The 18,515-nt window shown below is 70.6% G+C and carries 21 protein-coding genes, 1 tRNA gene and 1 pseudogene; 9 read left to right on the forward strand and 14 right to left on the reverse strand.

Features of this window, described 5'->3' with window-relative positions; all coding sequences use genetic code 11:
- Together ACQEVZ_RS38965 and ACQEVZ_RS38970 are read right to left on the reverse strand one after the other, a co-directional pair.
- Nucleotides 1-771, reverse strand: coding sequence for an ABC transporter permease (locus ACQEVZ_RS38965; RefSeq protein WP_433375967.1), 771 nt, complete (start codon nucleotides 769-771; stop codon nucleotides 1-3).
- Entirely contained in the window at nucleotides 768-1,703 is a 936-nt protein-coding gene (locus tag ACQEVZ_RS38970; RefSeq protein WP_354903961.1) for an ATP-binding cassette domain-containing protein, read from the reverse strand. The genes ACQEVZ_RS38965 and ACQEVZ_RS38970 overlap by 4 nt, the downstream gene beginning before the upstream one ends.
- A gap of 63 nt (nucleotides 1,704-1,766) precedes the next feature.
- Here ACQEVZ_RS38970 and ACQEVZ_RS38975 point away from each other — a divergent pair, with 63 nt between their 5' ends.
- On the forward strand, nucleotides 1,767-2,741 hold the full coding sequence (locus ACQEVZ_RS38975; RefSeq protein WP_433375972.1) for a helix-turn-helix transcriptional regulator: 975 nt from the start codon (nucleotides 1,767-1,769) through the stop codon (nucleotides 2,739-2,741).
- Between the two features lies 1 nt (nucleotide 2,742).
- On the opposite strand, the gene ACQEVZ_RS38980 is transcribed toward ACQEVZ_RS38975, so the two are convergent.
- Entirely contained in the window at nucleotides 2,743-3,303 is a 561-nt protein-coding gene (locus ACQEVZ_RS38980) for an NADPH-dependent FMN reductase (protein ID WP_344513237.1), read from the reverse strand.
- A gap of 119 nt (nucleotides 3,304-3,422) precedes the next feature.
- On the opposite strand from ACQEVZ_RS38980, the gene ACQEVZ_RS38985 reads away from it, so the two are divergent.
- The 3 genes from ACQEVZ_RS38985 to der all read left to right on the forward strand — a co-directional run bounded on the left by ACQEVZ_RS38985 (nucleotide 3,423) and on the right by der (nucleotide 6,134).
- Entirely contained in the window at nucleotides 3,423-3,962 is a 540-nt protein-coding gene (locus ACQEVZ_RS38985) for a MarR family winged helix-turn-helix transcriptional regulator (protein WP_433375975.1), read from the forward strand.
- A gap of 75 nt (nucleotides 3,963-4,037) precedes the next feature.
- Nucleotides 4,038-4,709, forward strand: coding sequence for a (d)CMP kinase (gene cmk, locus ACQEVZ_RS38990; RefSeq protein WP_433375978.1), 672 nt, complete (start codon nucleotides 4,038-4,040; stop codon nucleotides 4,707-4,709).
- Nucleotides 4,710-4,748: 39 nt separating this feature from the next.
- Nucleotides 4,749-6,134, forward strand: coding sequence for a ribosome biogenesis GTPase Der (gene der, locus ACQEVZ_RS38995; RefSeq protein ID WP_433375981.1), 1,386 nt, complete (start codon nucleotides 4,749-4,751; stop codon nucleotides 6,132-6,134).
- Between the two features lie 135 nt (nucleotides 6,135-6,269).
- On the opposite strand, the gene ACQEVZ_RS39000 is transcribed toward der, so the two are convergent.
- The 3 genes from ACQEVZ_RS39000 to ACQEVZ_RS39010 all read right to left on the reverse strand — a co-directional run bounded on the left by ACQEVZ_RS39000 (nucleotide 6,270) and on the right by ACQEVZ_RS39010 (nucleotide 8,124).
- The gene (locus tag ACQEVZ_RS39000) at nucleotides 6,270-7,076 is read right to left on the reverse strand and encodes a hypothetical protein (RefSeq protein WP_344513230.1); all 807 of its coding nucleotides are present in this window, start codon (nucleotides 7,074-7,076) and stop codon (nucleotides 6,270-6,272) included.
- 86 nt (nucleotides 7,077-7,162) lie between these two features.
- Complete coding sequence (locus ACQEVZ_RS39005) at nucleotides 7,163-7,615, reverse strand: response regulator transcription factor (protein ID WP_344513228.1); 453 nt, start codon at nucleotides 7,613-7,615, stop codon at nucleotides 7,163-7,165.
- Nucleotides 7,616-7,710: 95 nt separating this feature from the next.
- Nucleotides 7,711-8,124 (reverse strand): VOC family protein, encoded by a 414-nt coding sequence (locus tag ACQEVZ_RS39010; RefSeq protein ID WP_433375985.1) that lies wholly within the window; start codon nucleotides 8,122-8,124, stop codon nucleotides 7,711-7,713.
- Nucleotides 8,125-8,218: 94 nt separating this feature from the next.
- On the opposite strand from ACQEVZ_RS39010, the gene ACQEVZ_RS39015 reads away from it, so the two are divergent.
- A tRNA-Pro gene (locus ACQEVZ_RS39015) sits at nucleotides 8,219-8,292 on the forward strand.
- A gap of 82 nt (nucleotides 8,293-8,374) precedes the next feature.
- Here ACQEVZ_RS39015 and ACQEVZ_RS39020 read toward each other — a convergent pair.
- From ACQEVZ_RS39020 to ACQEVZ_RS39045, 6 genes are all read right to left on the reverse strand, one after another.
- On the reverse strand, nucleotides 8,375-9,580 hold the full coding sequence (locus ACQEVZ_RS39020; RefSeq protein WP_433375988.1) for a tyrosine-type recombinase/integrase: 1,206 nt from the start codon (nucleotides 9,578-9,580) through the stop codon (nucleotides 8,375-8,377).
- Nucleotides 9,580-9,783 (reverse strand): helix-turn-helix transcriptional regulator, encoded by a 204-nt coding sequence (locus ACQEVZ_RS39025; RefSeq protein ID WP_433375991.1) that lies wholly within the window; start codon nucleotides 9,781-9,783, stop codon nucleotides 9,580-9,582. Before ACQEVZ_RS39025 ends, ACQEVZ_RS39020 begins: the two co-directional genes overlap by 1 nt.
- 239 nt (nucleotides 9,784-10,022) lie before the next feature.
- Nucleotides 10,023-11,327: a DUF3631 domain-containing protein gene (locus ACQEVZ_RS39030; protein WP_433375994.1), complete on the reverse strand. Its 1,305-nt coding sequence runs from the start codon at nucleotides 11,325-11,327 to the stop codon at nucleotides 10,023-10,025.
- Nucleotides 11,324-12,211, reverse strand: coding sequence for a bifunctional DNA primase/polymerase (locus tag ACQEVZ_RS39035; RefSeq protein WP_433377238.1), 888 nt, complete (start codon nucleotides 12,209-12,211; stop codon nucleotides 11,324-11,326). The genes ACQEVZ_RS39030 and ACQEVZ_RS39035 overlap by 4 nt, the downstream gene beginning before the upstream one ends.
- A 167-nt stretch (nucleotides 12,212-12,378) precedes the next feature.
- Nucleotides 12,379-12,663, reverse strand: a complete 285-nt coding sequence (locus ACQEVZ_RS39040; RefSeq protein WP_433375997.1) for a hypothetical protein — start codon at nucleotides 12,661-12,663, stop codon at nucleotides 12,379-12,381.
- Nucleotides 12,660-12,935, reverse strand: a complete 276-nt coding sequence (locus tag ACQEVZ_RS39045) for a hypothetical protein (protein WP_433376000.1) — start codon at nucleotides 12,933-12,935, stop codon at nucleotides 12,660-12,662. The genes ACQEVZ_RS39040 and ACQEVZ_RS39045 overlap by 4 nt, the downstream gene beginning before the upstream one ends.
- A 155-nt stretch (nucleotides 12,936-13,090) precedes the next feature.
- Here ACQEVZ_RS39045 and ACQEVZ_RS39050 point away from each other — a divergent pair.
- The 4 genes and pseudogenes from ACQEVZ_RS39050 to ACQEVZ_RS39065 form a co-directional block, all read left to right on the forward strand.
- Nucleotides 13,091-13,297: pseudogene (locus tag ACQEVZ_RS39050) on the forward strand (DUF5372 family protein); the annotation flags it as partial.
- 204 nt (nucleotides 13,298-13,501) lie between these two features.
- Entirely contained in the window at nucleotides 13,502-13,984 is a 483-nt protein-coding gene (locus tag ACQEVZ_RS39055; protein WP_433376003.1) for a helix-turn-helix domain-containing protein, read from the forward strand.
- Nucleotides 13,977-14,249, forward strand: coding sequence for a hypothetical protein (locus ACQEVZ_RS39060; protein WP_433376006.1), 273 nt, complete (start codon nucleotides 13,977-13,979; stop codon nucleotides 14,247-14,249). The genes ACQEVZ_RS39055 and ACQEVZ_RS39060 overlap by 8 nt, the downstream gene beginning before the upstream one ends.
- A 20-nt stretch (nucleotides 14,250-14,269) precedes the next feature.
- Entirely contained in the window at nucleotides 14,270-16,360 is a 2,091-nt protein-coding gene (locus ACQEVZ_RS39065) for a recombinase family protein (protein WP_433376009.1), read from the forward strand.
- Here the strand turns inward: ACQEVZ_RS39065 and ACQEVZ_RS39070 are convergent.
- Nucleotides 16,337-17,377: a hypothetical protein gene (locus ACQEVZ_RS39070; protein WP_433376012.1), complete on the reverse strand. Its 1,041-nt coding sequence runs from the start codon at nucleotides 17,375-17,377 to the stop codon at nucleotides 16,337-16,339. The genes ACQEVZ_RS39065 and ACQEVZ_RS39070 overlap by 24 nt on opposite strands.
- Nucleotides 17,374-18,135 (reverse strand): TnsA-like heteromeric transposase endonuclease subunit, encoded by a 762-nt coding sequence (locus tag ACQEVZ_RS39075; RefSeq protein ID WP_433376015.1) that lies wholly within the window; start codon nucleotides 18,133-18,135, stop codon nucleotides 17,374-17,376. The genes ACQEVZ_RS39070 and ACQEVZ_RS39075 overlap by 4 nt, the downstream gene beginning before the upstream one ends.
- Nucleotides 18,136-18,515: the final 380 nt, after the last annotated feature.

Consider the following 18,515-nt stretch of genomic DNA (forward strand, 5'->3'; position numbering starts at 1 on the left):
TCAGGTGGAGCGGCGCATCGCGCGGATGCCGACCGTGAGCCCGGCGAGGGCGGTCGCGGCCGCCGCGGCGAAGCCCCACCAGACGGCGCGGTCGCTGACGGTGCCGGCGAAGAGCAGACGCTCGGCGGTCACCATGTGCGCCAGCGGGTTGAACTGCGCCAGTGCCCGCATCCAGCCCGGCCCGGTCTCCAGGGGCAGCAGCATCCCGGAGAGGATCATCAGGGGGAACAGCAGCGTCTGGTGCACGACCCAGAACATCCAGTCGGTGCGGCGGACCGCGACCGCCAGGGCGTAGCTGAACGAGCCGAGCCCGACGCCGAAGAGGGCGAGCAGCGCCAGGCCGAGCAGCGCGCCGGCCGGGTGCAGCTCGAAGCCGAACGGCAGCATCACCACGACGATGATCAGGGCCTGCCCGGCGAGCGGCACCATCTCCTTGAGTGCGCGGCCGACCAGCAGCGCGTGCCGGGCGAGGGGCGTGACGAGCATGCGCTCGTGCGCGCCGGTGACGAACTCGCTGAGCAGGTTCGCCCCGACGGCCGATGTGCCGAAAAGCGTGGTCATGACGAGGATCGCCGGCACGAACCACTGCCACACGTCGCTGCCGAGGCCGCCTTCCTGGCCTTTCAGGGAGCCGGCGAGCAAGGGCCCGAACAGCGCCAGGAACACCAGCGGCTGGATCATGCCGAAGATCAGCGAGAACGGCGAGCGCAGCAGCGGCCGCAGCTCCCGGGCCGCGACGATGCGGACGTCGCGCAGGGCGAGGGTGGTCATGCGTTCTCCCGGAGGTTGCGGCCGGTCAGGGACAGGAAGACGTCGTCGAGCGTGGGGCGTTGGATCTCGGCGGTACGGACGGCGCCCGGCACCGCCGCGATGAGCTCGGGCAGCGCGGCGGGTCCGTCGTTGACCCGGAACGTCAGCGTGTCCGAGATCTCGGTCATGTCGCGCATGCCGGCGAGCCCGCCGGCGGCCTTGGCGATGAGCGGGAGGTCACCGGTCAGCAGCAGCTTGTCGCCGGCCAGCTTGGCCTTCAGCGCCGACGCCGTGTCGTCGGCGATCACCTCGCCGTGGTCGACGACCACGACCCGCTCGGCCATGGTGTCGGCCTCGTCGAGGTAGTGCGTGGTCAGCACGATCGTCATGCCGTGCTCCTCGCGCATCCGCAGGATGTGCTGCCACAGGTTCGCGCGGTTCTGCGGGTCGAGCCCCGTCGACGGCTCGTCGAGGAACAGCAGCCGGGGCGCGTGCACCAGCCCGATCGCCACGTCGAGGCGCCGTCGCTGGCCGCCGGACAGGTCCGACACCTTGCGGTCGCGCTGCTCGGCGAGGTCGAGCGCCTCCAGGAGCTCGTCGGTGCGCCGGGCGGCGGCCTTGCGGTCCAGGCCGTAGATGAGGCCCTGGGTGCGCAGCTCGTCGGCGACGCGGTGGATGTGGCCGGCGCCGTTGCCCTGCCCCACGTAGCCGATTCCCCGCCGTACCGCCGCCGCCTGCGTCGCCACGTCGTGCCCGGCGACGGTCGCGGTGCCGCTGGTCGGCGCGATGAGCGTGGTCAGCATCCGCAGCGTCGTGGTCTTGCCGGCACCGTTCGGGCCGAGCACCGCGACGAGCTCGCCCGGCGCGATGTCCAGGCTGATGCCACGGACCGCGTGCACCGTGGTCTTGCGATTGACGACGAAGTCCTTCGTCAGCGCTCTCGTCTGAATCATGCCGCTGACATTGCCGGTAGATGCGGACAGCTTCTGTCCTCAAGTGCGGGCGATACTGGACGCATGTTGGAGACCTCGGCCCGCCTCCTGGCGTTGCTGTCCCTGCTGCAGGCCCGCCGCGACTGGCCGGGGCAGACCCTCGCCGACCGCCTCGAGGTGAGCCCGCGGACCGTCCGGCGCGACGTCGACCGGCTGCGCGAGCTCGGCTATCCGGTGCAGGCGACCCGCGGCCCGGACGGCGGCTACCGGCTCGACGCCGGGTCGGAGCTGCCGCCGCTGCTGTTCGACGACGACCAGGCCGTCGCGGTGGCGGTGGCGCTGCAGACGGCGACGATGTCGGTCGAGGGCGTCGAGGAGGCGGCGCTGCGCGCCCTGGCGACGGTGCGGCAGGTGATGCCGGCCCGGCTGCGCCAGCGGGTCGACGCGTTGCAGGTGACCCGGGTGGCGAAGGCCGGCTGGCAGCCGTCGCGGGTCGACACGGCGGTCCTGCTGGCGATCGGCCAGGCCGTCCGGGCGCGGGAGGTGCTGCGCTTCGACTACGCGGGGGTACGGGAGATCGCGGCCGGTCTGACGGGCGACCGGCGCCGGGTCGAGCCGTGCCACGTGGTGACGTGGGGCGGCCGGTGGTACCTCATCGGCTTCGACCTCGATCGGGTGGATTGGCGCACGTACCGGGTGGACCGCATGACGCTGCGCACACCCAACGGTCCCCGGTTCACGCCCCGGCCGCTGCCGGCGGCGGACGTGGCGGCGTTCGTGGCGGAGCGGTTCGAGGGCCACGACCCGCTGCCGTGCCGGGGCGAGGCGATCCTGCACGCGCCGGCGGCGGCGATCACCGAGTGGACCCGGGGCCAGGCCATCGTCGAGGAGCTGGGCCCGGACCGGTGCCGGGTCAGCGCCGGCTCGTGGTCGTGGACCGGCCTGGCCGCGTGGTTCGGCATGTTCGACGCCGAGGTCGAGGTGGTCGGGCCGCCGGAGCTGCGGTCGGCCACGGCGGCCCTGGCCGCCCGCTTCGCACGGGCGGCCGCCGCTTCCTGAGCTACCGCTTGCGGACCGCTTCGAGGGCCTTGGTCCAGCTCACCGTCTGGTCGAGCACCACGCCGAGCGTGCCCTCGTGCTGCGGGCCCGGCTTGAACGTCGAGAAGTTCTCGAAGTCGGTGAAGAGCGACAGCGCCACCTGCGCCCGGACGTCCGCGATCTGCAGCTCGCCCATGATCAGCCGCAGGTGCTCGACCGCGCGGGTGCCGCCGGCGGAGCCGTAGCTGACGAACCCGGCCGCCTTGTTGTTCCACTCGGAGTAGACGAAGTCGATCGCGTTCTTCAGCGCGCCGCTGGTCGAGTGGTTGTACTCCGGCGTCACGAACACGAAGCCGTCCAGCTCGGCGATCTTCGCGGCCCACTGCCGGGTGTGCTCGTGCGCGTACTGCCCCATGGACGGCGGCACCGCCTCGTCGAGGTGCGGCAGGTTGTAGTCGAGCAGGTCGACCAGCTCGAACTCCGCGTCGGAGCGGCGGCTCGCGATGTCGTACACCCACTTGGCGACCGCCTCGCCGTTCCGGCCGGGGCGGGTGCTGCCGAGGATGATCCCGATCTTGGTCATGGTCCAACTCTCTGCTCGTGCGGCGTGGTTCTCTGCTCGTGCGACGTCATGGGTGACGCGTCACCGTCACGCTAGCTCGTCCCACGGTGATGTGTCACCCATGGACGTAGACTTCGGGTGTGACGGATCCCAATTGGCTGGACGAGCGGGAGCAGCGCGCCTGGCGCGGGTTCCTCGCCGTCAACGCCGCGGTCAGGGGTCGCATCGCCCGCCAGCTGCAGCAGGAGACGGGGCTGTCCAGCGCCGACTACGCGGTCCTCGTCAGCCTCTCCGAGGCACCCGGCGGGCGGCTGCGCGTCTTCCAGCTCCGCGTCGCCGCCGACTGGGAGAAGACCCGCCTCACGCACCAGATCACCCGGATGACCGCGCGCGGGCTGGTCGCCCGCGAGCCGTGCGCCGACGACCCCCGCGGCGCGTTCGTCGTGCTCACCGAGGCCGGCTGGGACGCGATCACCGCCGCCGCGCCCCGCCACGTCGAGCACGTGCGGCACTGGTTCTTCGACGCGCTCGGTCCCGAACACGTCGACGCCCTCATCGAGGTCAACGAGGCGGTGACGCGGCACCTGCTCTCGGCGAGCGAGCCCTGCTCGCCGTGCTCCTCCTGCTCACCGAGCTCACCGGGCGATGTGCCATCCTCCTGCGACGACGTGCTCCCGTGAGGTAGGGCCACCGGCGGGTCAAGTACTGTCGAACAGCAGGTGTCATCGGGATTCATTGTTTGTGGAGGATCGGGCGTGGCAGGACACAGCGGCCAGTTGGTGGTTGCCATCGACGGGCCCTCCGGGTCCGGCAAGTCCACGATCTCGCGCCGGGTGGCACAGGCCCTCGACGCCCGCTACCTGGACACCGGCGCCATGTACCGGGCGGTGACCTGGGCCGTGCTGCGCGACAACGTCGACCTCGCCGACGCGGAGAAGATCCACGCCGTCGCGGCGTCGGCGGCGCTGGGCATCGGCACCGACCCGGCCGAGCCGCACATCAGCGTCGACGGCGTCGGTGTCGACCGTGAGATCCGCGGCACCGAGGTCACCCAGGCGGTGTCGGCCGTGTCCGCGGTCCCGGCCGTGCGGGCGCTGCTCGTCGCGCTCCAGCGGGACATCATCGCCGAGGCGGGCCGGATCGTGGTCGAGGGCCGCGACATCGGCACCGTCGTCGCCCCCGGCGCCGACCTGAAGGTCTACCTCACCGCCTCCGCGGACGAGCGGGCCAGGCGCCGGAGCACCGAGAATGCGACCAACCAGGCCGCGACCGCAGCCGACCTGGCCCGTCGTGACAGACTTGACTCGACGCGCGCCGCCGATCCGCTTCGCCAAGCCGACGACGCCGTTGTGCTCGACACCACCGCGCTCGGCATCGACGAGGTGGTCGAGCGACTCCAGCGGATGCTGGACAAGGTCACCGCATAGGCGAGCGCCGGCCCCCCGGCCGTTGAGCAAAGGACCCCCGTGAGCGCTGAGGCATCAGCAGGTGCCGAGGTCGACGTCGACGTTGTCGATGACGTCGAGCTGAGTGTGCCGATCGTCGCCGTCGTCGGCCGACCCAACGTCGGCAAGTCGACCCTCGTCAACCGGATCCTGGGCCGCCGTCAGGCGGTCGTCGAGGATGTCGCCGGCGTCACCCGCGACCGGGTCGCCTATGACGCCGAGTGGACCGGGCGGCACTTCACCGTCGTGGACACCGGCGGCTGGCTGCCCGACGCCAAGGAGCGGGCCAAGGCCATCGCCACCCAGGCCGAGATCGCCACCCAGACCGCCGACGTGGTGCTGTTCGTGGTCGACGCCACGATCCCGCCGACCTCCGACGACGAGGCCGCGGTCAGGATGCTGCGCCGCAGCGGCCGGCCCGTGATCCTCGTCGCCAACAAGGTCGACAACGCGCGCATCGAGGGCGAGATCTCCAGCCTCTGGGGCCTCGGCCTCGGCGAGCCGTTCCCCGTCTCGGCCCTGCACGGCCGCGGCTCCGGCGACCTGCTCGACAAGATTCTCGAGGCGCTGCCGGCCGCTCGTGTCGTCCCGCCCCGCGAGGCCGGGCCGCGCCGCATCGCGCTCGTCGGCCGGCCCAACGTCGGCAAGTCCAGCCTGCTCAACAAGCTGGCCAAGGAGGAGCGGGCGGTCGTCGACTCCGTCGCCGGCACCACCGTCGACCCAGTCGACAGCCTCGTCGACTTCGGCGGCGAGACCTGGCACCTCGTCGACACCGCCGGCCTGCGCAAGCGGGTCGCGCACGCCAGCGGCACCGAGTACTACGCCTCGCTGCGCACCAACGCGGCGATCGAGGCGGCCGAGGTCGCGATCGTGCTCCTCGACGCGAGCGAGGTCATCTCCGAGCAGGACCAGCGGATCATCACCATGGTCATCGAGTCCGGCCGGGCGCTCGTCATCGCCTTCAACAAGTGGGACCTCGTCGACGAGGACCGGCGCCACCAGCTCGGCAAGGAGATCGAGCGGGAGCTGCGCCGCGTGCCGTGGGCGATCAGGCACAACGTCTCGGCGCTCACCGGCCGCGCCGTCGACAAGCTCGCGCCCGCGCTGCGCACCGCCCTGGAGAACTGGGAACGTCGCGTGCCCACGGGGCAGCTCAACCAGTGGCTCACGGCGCTCGTGCAGCAGACCCCGCACCCGGTCCGCGGCGGGCGCGCCCCGCGCGTGCTCTTCGCCACCCAGGCCGGCGTGTCGCCGCCGAAGTTCGTGCTCTTCACCACGGGCGCGCTCGACCCCGGCTACGTCCGGTTCGTGGAGCGCAAGCTGCGCGAGGAGTTCGACTTCCTCGGCACCCCGATCCACATCAGCGTGAAGCCCCGCAAGAAGAACAGCCCGCGCGGGAAGAAGTAGCTCTCGCCGGCTCCCGCCGCGGTAGCAACGCTTCGGCGGCCACCGCCACGACGACCAGCCCGGCGAAGATCATGAGTCCCATGCCCGCGACTTCGACAGGTGCGCCGCTCAGCTGAGCGGCGCACCGTTACGCACCTAGGCTGCTGCCGTTTCCTCGGTCGTGCCCGCCTCGATCTGGTCCTGGGCCGCCGACGCGCTGGTCAGGACGTCCAGCTCCAGGCCCTTCGCCAGCCACGACGCGCCGAAGCACAGCACCGAGGCCGTCTCGCCGATGATCAGGCTGTACGCGTCGAGCGTGTGGAACACCTGGGTCACCGCGATGTACACCACGGCAAGGGCGATCCCCGCCGCGCACGCGTAGTGGAACGACCGCCAGAACGCGGGGGAGAACCGCGCCAGGTGCCCGTCGCGGTGCTGCGACCTGGCACCCTCGCGGCGGCCGAAGAAGTAGCTGATCACGCCCAGGCAGAGGATGAACGTCGCCGCGCACACGTAGTGCACGCTCTGCACCGTCTGCTCGCCGAGCTTCTCCTGCAACGGCGACAGCGGCACCGTCCCGCCGCCCGGCCGCCCCGTCGGGAACAGCGCCACACCCACCGCCGTCACGCCGGCGACGATGCTGAGCGTGTTCTCCAGGTTCCGCTCGAAGAACTTGTAGAAGATCAGGAAGAACGCGGTCACGCACAGGCAGCTGACGAAGATGTCGCGCATGCCGGAGTAGTAGTACGCGCTCAGCGACCCCCGCGGCTTCCCTCCCTCGAACAGGAAGCCGTCGCCGAGCAGGAGCGTCACCGGCAGCAGAATGCCCATGACGCCGATCAGGGTGCGCATCAGCAGGAAGGAGCGCAGGTAGAGGATCCTGGCCTTCAGGTTCTCGTCGGCCTGATCCTGCGGTTTGCCGGGACGCTGCGGAGCGTCCACCGGTGGGGTGAGGTATCCCATGGTGCCCTCCAAGTGTGGTCACTTGAAGAGAGCACGTGATCACGCTGTCGATACGTTGACTGCGCTTTTACGACAGACACGTTCGGTCACCACTGATAGCTGCGGCCCAGATCGTGGCCCGTGTTGGGGTCCACCGGCGTCGGGTGCACCCGCAGCAGCGACTGCACGCTGCGCAGCAGTGCCTCCGGGCTGAACGGTTTGACCATGTGGTGCACCGCCCCCGCCATCACGCCGCTGCGTACGACGTCCGGCTGCGACAGCGCGGACAGCAGCATCACCGGGATCTGCGCCGTCTCCGGGTCCGCCTGCAGCTGCTCGCACGCGGTGAGCCCGTCCTGCCCCGGCATCATGATGTCGAGGATCACCAGGTTGGGCAGGCAGGCGACCGCGGCGTCGACCGCGGCCAGCCCGTTGTCGGTCTCGATGACCTCGAAGCCCGCCTTCACCAGCTTGTACGCCACCATGCCCCGCAGATCCGGGTCGTCGTCGACGACGAGAATCCGGGCGGTCTGCGCTTCGGACGCGATGGCCGTGTTCATCGGGAACCTCCTGCAACGGGTTGAGACCATCAGGTTCACCGCACCCGGCTGCGCTTCAGCGCCCTTTCCGTTGCCGACCGGTTGTGTGCGCTACGTCACTGCACTTCCCCCGCCGCCGCCGGCGGCCCCAGCAGATCCCACAGATTGCCGACGACGTCCTCGAAGACCGCGACCTGCCCGTACACCTCGTCCCGCGGCGGCCGCACGATCGTGACCCCGGCCGCCTCCAGCCGCTCGAACGTCGCCCTGAAGTCATCCACCCGCAGGAAGAACCCCACCCTTCCCTTCACCTGGTCCCCGACCGCCTCCCGCTGCCGCTCCCCGTCTGCCCGCGCGAGCAGCAACCCCGTCCCCCCACCCGGCGGCCGCACCACGACCCACCGCTTCGCCGCCCCGTCGGTCGTCGTCGCCGGCGAGTCCTCCACCAGTGCAAACCCCAGCACCTCGGTGAAGAAGACGATCGCCGGGTCGTACTCCTCCACCACCACCGTCACCAGATCCAGCCGCATCCCCCCACCGTAGTTGGGACAGGGGATACTCCTGCGCGCGGCGGTAACCCTATGCGCTAGTCTGTAGCGGCTGCTCCGGACGAGTCCGGTTGCACGGGACGTAGCGCAGCTTGGTAGCGCACTTGACTGGGGGTCAAGGGGTCGTGGGTTCGAATCCCGCCGTCCCGACAGCACAAAAACGGCCGTTGACTAGAGCTTACGCCCTGGTCAACGGCCGTTTTCCTGGTGTCACTCGATCCGGTGAGTGGATCTAGGCGGCGTCGGTCTGGGGACCATTTGGGGACCGGCGGGCCGCGAGATGGGCGCTCAGCGCCGTTCCGGCGTCGTCGATCGAGCGTCGATCGGGGTGCAGGTACCGCTGTGTCGTGGTGATCGACCCGTGTCCGGCGATCTTTCGCAGGACGTGGACCGGCACCCCCGCGTCGGCGAGCCACGTCAGCCCGGTGTGCCGGAGGTCGTGGCGCCGGAGATGCTCGAACCCGAGCGTCCCCACCACCTCATCCCAGTGCGTGGCGTCACGGAGAACCGCCGTGCTGATCCGGCCACCGCGCGGGCCAGTGAACAACCGGGAATCGGGTCCCTTGGCGGCGTCGATTCGCGGCGTGAGCAGCTCGCGCGCCTCCACGATGATGGGCACCCGCCGCGCCCGCTTGCCCTTGGTGCCCTTGTCGATCAGGCCACCCGGTCCGGGCGTGGTCTGCCGGCGCACTGTCCACGTCCACGTCTCGCGGTCGATGTCTCCGGCGCGGACGCCGGACACTTCGCCGATGCGGGCGGCGGTGCACGCGGCGAACACCACCACGTCTCCCCATCCGGCGAACTGGCCGTGTGACCGGGCAACGACCGCCTCGGCGAGCCGTAGCAACGAATCCCAGTCCGGCAGGGCGAGTGAGCGCGGGTCGTCCAACTCGTCCTCGGCGAGCTTGTACGCGTGCTGCCATCCGCTGATCCGTGCGGGGTTGCGGTCGATGATGCCGTCCCGAACGCCCTGCTCCATCACCCGTACGAGGATCGCGATGCTGTTCTTGACGGTTGAGCGCCCGCACTCGTCGGCGATCCAGCCGTGCACGGCCCGGTCAACGGCACCGTTCGTGATCATCCGCACTGGGAGGTGGCCGAGGGTCGGCACGACCCGCTTCCGCCAGCCAGCGAGGTACGGGTCGAGGGTCTTGCGCTCCAGTCCGCGCGTCGCGAGAGTCATGACCGCCTCGCCGTAGTCAGCGAGGCGCATGGTTGCGGCGGTCGGGTCGATCCCGCCGCGCGCCGCGCGCTGCATGGCCTCGATCCAGCGTTGCGCCTCCTCCGGCTCCTGGTGCGCCTCGGACTTGGAGCGCCTCTGGCCGGTGTGGGGGTCGACCCAGCGAACCCTTGCGCGGTAGGGCTTTGCCCGGTCGGGACGGTGCTCGACGTCGGCGGCCAGGTCCACACCGATCGGCGGCATCTGCGGTGCGGCCATCAGGCGGCCTCGGGCACAACGCGCAGGCCGTCAAGCCATCGTTCGACGTCCTCGGGCCGGTACTTGGTGACCCGCTCCGAGATCTGGATGAACGGCGGTCCCTGCACCGGGCGGGCAGTGCGCCACCTGCGGATCGTGGACGGGTCGACGTCGAGCAGCTCCGCCAGGTCCTCCGTGCTGAGCAGTCGCCGGGCGACGGTCACGTTGGCTCCCTCGTAGGTCGGGGTGTTACGCGGCTCCAGGTGCACGGCAAGCGCCGTTCGGGCGTCGGTTCGGTCCTGGGTTGGTTCGGCGGGCGTTTCCGGCTGAGTGGCTCTCGCGGGCCGCTGTACGGCCCGTGGACGCAAGATCTTACGCATGTCGATGTCTTCCTAGGCGTCAGTCGGTCTGGGAGGCTCTGAGAGGGTTGGTCATCCGGCCGGGCAGGAGGCCGGGATGGTCCTCACGCGGCGCCTCCCCGACGCCGTCGCCCCGGGGTATCCGTACCATCCGTACCAAGCTCGTTTTTGCTGCTCAGGGCTGGTACGGATTGGTTGGCCGGTACGCTTTGATCCGTACCAGGGACGTGTTGTGGTACGGATCGATCCGTACCAGGGAGGGCATCCGTACCAGGGATGACCTGGGAAAACGACGTTGGTACGTTTGGTACGGATGCCCCGGGCTTGGGTGTCGGGCAGTACCGCTGCCACGCGTCGGTGAACGCGTCGCGGACGTAGCCTTTGGCCTGCCCGACGGGGAAGCGGATCGTCTCGGAACTGATGCCGAACTCCCGCAGCATGTCGCCGAGGCGCTTGCCGGTCAGTCCGGCCGGGCTGAACCCCTGCCAGGGCGCTTCCGGGTCGTCGTTGAGGGCGGCGAGCAGGTCGGCGGTGGTGGCGGCGGGCGGGTCGCCGACAGTGGTAAACGCGGCGCGGATGTCGGTCAGGAGCCGGATGCGGTTGGACACCTGCCCGGTGTCCTCGGCCTCGGCGGTGAGGACGGTCGCGGCGGCCCGGCCGCGTGCCGGCCAGTCGCCACCGGCGAGGTCGGCGACCGCGATCAGCGGCTCCCACGTGTCGGCGGCGCGGTCCTCGAGGGGCATCGCAGGCTCCGCGCGCTCCAGCTCGGCGAGGTGGCTGCGCAGCCACCGCGTCAGCTCGATGGCGACCTTGCGCAGGACCGGCCCGTCGCGGCGGTGCCGGTACGGCGCGACCGTCTCGCCCGCCATGCGGCGGCGCATGCGTACGACGACGGCGCGGTCCTCGATGGTGTCGGGCATGGCGCCGATCCCGGCGAGCGCGGCCATGGCGAACGTAGGGATCTTTTCGAGGCGGTGGAGGTTGTTGTCCCAGCGGATCGCGGGCCGGTTGCGCTGGTGTCCGGCGTTGAGCAGCCCCCGCAGGTCCTCGTTGGCCTCGGCGTTCTTTCCGCCGAAGATGGTGTCCGCCTCGTCGACGAGCAGCGTCGGCGGCTCGTCGGTGCCGATGGCCCGGTAGACGGCGGCCGGTGAGGCGTTCACGGTGATGAGCGGGTTGCAGCACATGCCTTCGACCACGTCGAGGAGCCGGGACTTTCCGCAGCGCTTCTCCGGCGCGCGGATGACCAGCCGGGGCGCGTGCGCCCATGCCTGCTGGACGTGGGTCGCGGCGATCCACAGGACCACGGCGTCAACAGCCTCGGGCGAGGGCAGCACGACGTAGCGGGTGATCGTGGCGTGCAGGCGGTCGAGGATCGCGGCGCCGTCCGGGGTTTCGGGTGAGGTGTTCATGCGGCGATCCCTTTCGTAGCAACGTGTTCGTCGCGGAACCCGCCCGCGATGGCGGCGCGTGTCTCGCGTTCGGTCTGTCCGGCGGCGTATCCGGCGTCGGTGAGCGCGGCCAGGGCGTCGGCCTCGGCGAGCGCTCCGGCGGCCACCATCCGGGCGACGCCCCGTGCGGCGCCGTAGAGGGTGGTACGGCGCCTGCCCTTCAGCGCCTTGGCGACCGCGTCGAGGTGCGAACGGAGCAGCGCTTCAGGCGATGAGATGCCCCCGCCGCTGCGCATCGGAGCGAGGCTGGTCGGGGCGGCCGTCGCGGGTGCCTCGTTCTGCCGGCACGCCTCGATCAGCGCGGGGGGCATCTCAATCAGGGACCGGCGACCGGTCCACCGGTACGGACGGCCGGTGCGCGGGTGGATCGACGGCGGCGCCACCACGTACCCGCCGTCTCCGCGCACGTCCACGCCGTCCGCAACGCGGCCCTGACTGCACAGGACGGCCGTTCCCGGGTGGAGGTAGTACAGATGCCACCCGCCGCTTCCGGTGGCGACACAGGCCGTCTCAGGCATGAGCGCGGGATCCACACGACCGCCGTGCGCGGGGTCGATGTCGATGACGACCGTGCCGGACGCCGCTCCGGTGCGGATGGCGAGCATGCCGCCCGGGTTGGCGGCGACCATCGCGGTCACGCGGTCCGCGTCGGTGGTCGCGGCGTAGAAGCCGTGGCACGTAAGGCAGTCGCACGCGGCCGGGTCGTGGCCGTTGCCCGCTTCCCGGCACGGATCGCAGTTGGCCAGGGGTCGCTTGGTGCGGCCGAGCAGGAAGACCGGCCAGCCGTGTTCGGCGTAGCGGATCGCGTTGCGCAGCAACGCTTGTGAGGCAGGGCGAAGCTCCACATCGGCTCCTTCGGGGGTCGAAGGGGAAGTTGGTTCGGGGAGCCCGGCGAGCGCGGCCGGGGTGTGTTCCGGGCAGCGCTCGCCGGGCAGGTACAGGCGGACGCCTTCGGCGACGCCGCAGCGCCGGTCGGCGGCGACCCAGAACCCGCACCGAGCGGTTGCGGTCGTCACGCGGCCCGCCGGACGGGGCGGACGCTCGCGCGGGTGGCGCGGGCGATGACGACGTCCAAGTCGTGGGCGAGGCCGAGCAGCTGCGCGCGGGCGACCGGCTCGGCGGCGGCGAGCGCCACCGTGAGGGTCACCTCGGCGTGCTCCCGGCCGTCGGCGGCGCGCACGCGGGTGAGCAGCGCGCGGCCGAGGCCGGGAACGTCGACCACGAGGGGGTCGGCGCGGTGCTCGCCGAGGTTGCAGCGGTGGCCCCCGGCGCACCAGTCGGTGTGTCGGGTGTTCATCGGTTGGTGTCCTTGCTGCGTACGGTGCGGAGGTAGTTGATGGCTCGGCGGCCGGGGCGGAGCTGGCGGCCGGTGCCGTCGCAGCGGTGGCAGAGGCCGAACGCGCGGCCGATGAGGGCGCGGCGCTTGCCGGTGCCGGAGCAGCGGCGGCAAGCGATGAACGGCCAGAGCCAGCACGCGGCGAGGTAACCGAGCGTCACGACGATCAGGGCGAGGAGCAGCAGGCCGCTTGCGGCGGCGTTGTCGGTAGCGGTAGCGGCGGTGGTGTGCACGGAACGGCCTCCAGAGGCTGTTTTTGGGTGCAGGGGGTCGCTGGCGCTACCCGCTACCTGCGTGGGTAGCGGCTGGCCAGGTTGGTAGCGGGGTGGGTAGCGGCGGCGCTACCGGGTAGCGGCGCCGCCGCTACCGGTCAGGCGCTCTTGCGGCGGTCGATCGCACTGTCTACTGGGGTGAGGACCGGGTCTTCGTCCACGACGAGTGCGGCGAGCTGGTTTCCTTGCCTACTGGCTGGACCGATATGGCTGAGGTCGACCCGTTCGTGGTGATCGCCGCCGGCCGCAGCCCGTTCCGGGTCGCCGACCTGCTGGACCTAGCCGATCTTGCTGACCAGCTCCGGCCACGGGTCGAGGGCTGACCGAGCTGTCAGGCAAACTATGCCGCATGTGTTAAGCCGATTATGCCGCCGATCGAGTGAGTCTCGATCGGCGGCGTTGTGCCGATGTTCGAATATGCAATCACAGCAGGCATATACGTGAAGTACATCGGCGTGTCATGTCAGATCCGACCTGCACTTCGGCGTAATCTGCCTTACGACAGCTCGCGCGGTGAGGAGGCTCGGATGGCGCGGCGACGCAAGCAGGACCCGAAGGTGCAGGCGCTGCGGGAAGCGCGGACGCTCAACCCGCATCCGGACGCGGTCGCCGATGCCGAGTTCGGCTCGTCCGGGTTCTTCGACGCCCGCGATCTGGTCCAGGTCAAGTACGAGATGGTGCGTAGGGTGCAGGTCGACGGGGTGGCGGTGGCGCGCGCAGCGGCGGCGTTCGGGTTCTCCCGCCCCTCCTACTACGAGGCCGCCGCAGCCCTGGCCCGGGACGGGCTCCCCGGGCTGGTCCCGGACAAGCCGGGGCCGCGCGGCGCGCACAAGCTCACCGACGACGTGCTCGCCCACGCCGAAACGCTGCTCGCCGCCGACCCGGCACTACGCCCGAAAGACCTGGTCGAACCCCTCGCCGCCCGGTTCGGGGTGCGGGTGCACCCGCGCTCCATCGAACGTGGCCTGACCCGACGACGGCAGGCCGGTGAGGGCTCCAAAAGTGGCTGACCAGCCCGCCGCCGACAACGGCGCCGCCGCGCTGACCGCCCGGTACGAGCAACTGCGCCAGGTCGCGCTGACCGGCAACGCGGAGGGCTGGCGCCACGGCCTCGGCGTGCTGGCCACCCGCGGCATGACCGGCTGGATGCACACCTGCCGAACGATCCCACCGCCGCCGGCCGCGCCTCGCTGCGGCACCGCCAACCCGATCGCCGTCGACGCCGCCGCCGAAATCGTTGCGGTCATGGCCGCCATGGCCCTGGCCCACCTCTGAGCGGACAGGAGGACCAGCACATGAACAGCCTCGTACCACCCGCACTGATGAAGGTCACCGCCGAACACCTGCGCCGCAACGCCTACCTGTATGTGCGCCAGTCCACCCTGCGGCAAGTGCTGACCAACACCGAGTCCACCCACCGCCAGTACGACCTGCGTGGCCGGGCCACCGCATTGGGCTGGACCGCTGAACAAGTCATCGTCATCGACACCGACCAAGGCCAGTCCGGCGCCACCGCCACCGACCGCGACGGGTTCCAACACCTCGTCGCCGAGGTGTCCATGGGCCGCGCCGGGATCATCCTCGGACTGGAGGTCTCCCGACTCGCCAGAAACAACGCCGACTGGCACCGGCTCCTGGAGATCTGCGCCCTCTCCGGCACCCTCATCCTCGACGAGGACGGCCTCTACGACCCGTGCAACTTCAACGACCGGCTCCTCCTCGGCCTCAAAGGCACCATGTCCGAAGCCGAACTCCACCTCCTCAAAGGCCGGCTCCGCGGCGGGATCCCGTCCAAGGCCCGCCGCGGCGAGCTGATCCAACCGCTACCGGTCGGGCTGGTCCACACCCCCGCCGGCAAGGTCGCCCTCGACCCGGACACCGGAGTGCAGCAGGCCGTGGCGCACCTGTTCACCACGTTCACCGCCACCGGCTCGGCGTTGGCCACCGTCAAAGCCTTCCGCCAACAGGGCCTGCGCTTCCCCCACCGCATCAACGCCGGCGACCGCAAGGGCGAGCTGATCTGGGGACCGCTGGAGCACTCCGGAGTGCTGCGGGTCTTGCACAACCCCTGCTACGCCGGCGCGTTCTGCTACGGCCGGCACAGCCAACGACCCGCCCCCGGCGGCAAGACCAGCACCGTCACGCTGCCCCGCGACCAGTGGACCGTGCTGATCACCGACGCGCACCCCGGATACATCACCTGGACACAGTTCGAAGCCAACCAGAACCGCCTCGCCGAACTCGCCGTCGCGCACGGCCCCGACCGCCGCCACGGCCCGCCCCGCGAAGGACCCGCCCTGCTGCAAGGCCTCGCCGTCTGCGGCCTGTGCGGCCGGCGGATGACCGTGCGCTACCACACCCGCCGCGGCACCCACCTCCCCGACTACGTCTGCCAGAACGACGGCATCCGCACCGCCACCGCCAAATGCCAGGCCATCCCCGGCGCCGGTATCGACACCGCCATCGGCCAGTTCCTCGTCGACACCCTCACCCCACTCGCCCTGGAAACCGCCCTCGCCGTCGCCGACGAACTGTCCACCCGCGCCGAGGACGCCGACCGGCTCCGCGCCACCACCGTGCACCGCGCCCAACACCACGCCGAGCAAGCCCGCCGCCGCTACCTCGCCGTCGACCCCACCAACCGGCTCGTCGCCGACACCCTCGAAGCCGACTGGAACAGCGCCCTGCGAGAACTGGCCGACGCCACCGACGCCTACGAACACGCGAAATCCGCCGCAGCCACCCTCACCGAGACGCAACGGCAACGCATCACCGCACTGGCAGCCGACTTCCCAACCCTGTGGAACAACCCCGCCACCCCACCACGCGAACGCAAACGCATGGTCCGCCTTCTCATCGAAGACGTCACCCTCCGCCGGGACAACGCCATCACCGTCCACATCAGACTCAAAGGCGGCCAGCACCACACCCTGACCCTGCCACTCCCACTGGCCGCCTGGCAGCTGCGCCAAACCCCACCCCACGTCGTCGTCGCCATCGACGAACTCCTCGACGACCACACCGACTCCCAGATCGCCGCCATCCTCACCGGCCGCAACCTCACCAGCGGCACCGGCCAACCCCTCTACGGCCGCCTCATCGGCCAAATCCGCCACCACCACCAACTGCGCAGCCACACCCAACGGCTCCGCGACGCCGGACTGCTCACCCTCACCGAAATCGGCCACCGGCTGGGTGTCTCACCCAACACCGTCAAGACCTGGCGCAACAGAGGACTGCTCACCGGACGCCTCGCCAACGACAAAGGCGAATACCTCTACCAACTACCCGACACCGACCTACCACGACCACGCCCCGGCCGCCCACCCCGCAACCCCAGCACCACCAAAACCACGACCGCATCAACCACAAGGAGCGCAGTATGAAGCAACCTCTTTGTCGGTCGGTGTTGCCTTGCGGGCCGGCTGCAGGTTGATGCCCAGGAACCGGCAGGAAGCCCGGAACGTATGCGAGATGAACGCCTTGCCGTGGTCGCAGACGACGGTCTCCGGGACGATTACCGGGCGAGCCGCCGCGTGCTGCAGCCGGGCATCGATGTCGAGCAGCCGCTGATGGGGCAGCACCGACACGGCCATCCGCAGCGCGTCGCTCCAGCCGGGACGCATCGGCTCGGCGGTCACCGACCGGGCCAGCAACACCGAGGCGTCGACCGCCTTGGTCGACGGCCGCAACACCGCCGCGGTGATCGACCGCGTGGCGATGTCGACCAGCGCGGTCAGCTCCACTCGGGCGGTCACGCCCTCGTCCAGCAGCACCATCACGTCCAACGGGGTCGAGTCGATCTGCATCACCTCGCCCGGTGCGACCACGCCGACCTGTGAGAACGCCGTCTCTGGGCGGGCCGCCAACGATCGGCGGGCGCGGGCCGTGCCGGGCGTCTGCCGACCCTGCGACAGCCGCCCGAAAAGCCGATAGAGCGTCCGCTGCGACGGCATCGACCCCGACCAACCCTCTGCATGCTCCAGCAGCTGCCGGGTCCGCCAGAGCACGAACCCGGCAGTCCGGGTCGACGTGTCCGATGCTTCCGCGATCGCTGTCCGCATCGCTGTCACGACCTGCGCATCGACCCGGCCGGACGCCGAGGCCGGCCGCATCGCCCGCCGGTCCACCAGCCCGAGCAACCCGTCCGTCTGATAGCGCTGCCGGCGATCCCGGACGCTGCGGGCAGTGACCTTCCGCCCGGCCGCGACCAGCTCGGCGGCCTTCGCCGCCTCCCGCTCGGCCAGACTCCGCCGCTGCGGGTCGAACCGCGGGCGACCGTCCTGCTCACCGGGCCGAGCGCCGGTCAGCACCTCCAAGATGTGCTGCTCCCACCACAACGCCTCCTGCAACACCGGCGCCGGAACCGTGTCCAGCAACCCGTAAGCAGGTAACACGCTCACGCCCGGCTCCAGGACGCCACGCTGACGACGGACGAGCCGGCCAACACCGCGGCGTCGAGATCTGCGGCCAGGACCTGTTGCCAGAGCAGGTGAAACAACGCCGGCAACACCACGAGCGGATCACCCACCCGAGCGGCGCCGGCCACCAGCGGCGTCGGAGACGCGAACGCCTGCACCAACTGGTCGACAACGTCGGTCCGGGCGCCGTGCCGCGGGTGCCGATACCGCGACAACCAGCGCAGATTCGCCGCCAACACCGGATCCATGACGCCGAGTCGGCGAAACGCCCAGCCGACTCCACCGCAAGCCCGAGCGGTCACCGCGAACGCCCCGGCGTCTTTGTCCGGGATCCGGTCGTCCGGGCGGACATCGACCACGACCCCGCCGCCGCCGACCAGCCGGGCGAAGAAGTCCGGCGCGTGACGCCGCCAACGTGTCCCGACCTGCCAATACAACCAGAACGGCTGCGACGAGAACGCCACCACCTCCCGGTCGAAGTCCAACCGCATCGCGTGATCGCGTTCCAGCCAGGACTCAAACCCCACATGCCGGTCAGTGGTCGCCGACCACCACCAGCCCGGAAAGTGCTGCTGTCCCCGTGACCAGCCGAAACCGCGTATCGGCGGCAGCTCCTCGAACGCCACCGTCCAGCATTGCGCCAACGAGCCACGACAGCGAGACCCCGCCGCGTCGATGAACTCGATCTCGAAGTCCGTCGCGCCGAAGTCGTCCCTTTCAGCCTCGACCTGAGTGCTCACCAGCCGATCGTCTCAACCCAGCGGACGAAGTTCGATGACACAAACCCTCACGGGGACAAAGTTCGCTGGCACGAGGGACACACCTCGATGGCAAAGGACAGAGCGCGTGTGCTTTTCCCACGACGTCCAACGCGGCACGGGTCTTGGCCAGCTCCGTCCGCAGCCGCTCGTTCTCCGCCCGCAGCCGCTCAGCCCCCCGCTCGGCGTCGCTTCGGGCCGGCTTACGCGGCTTGTCAGCAACCCCGGCCAGGGCTCCGGCATCCCGGGCGCGCCGCCACTCGATGATGTGCGAGGAGTACAGCCCTTCCCGGCGCAGCAGGGCACCCTTCGCGCCCGGCTCGATGGCCGCGTCGTACTCAGCGATCATCGCCAGCTTGTAC

This window comes from Dactylosporangium sp. CA-152071 (assembly GCF_050936335.1).
GTDB classification, from domain to species: Bacteria; Actinomycetota; Actinomycetes; order Mycobacteriales; family Micromonosporaceae; genus Dactylosporangium; species Dactylosporangium maewongense.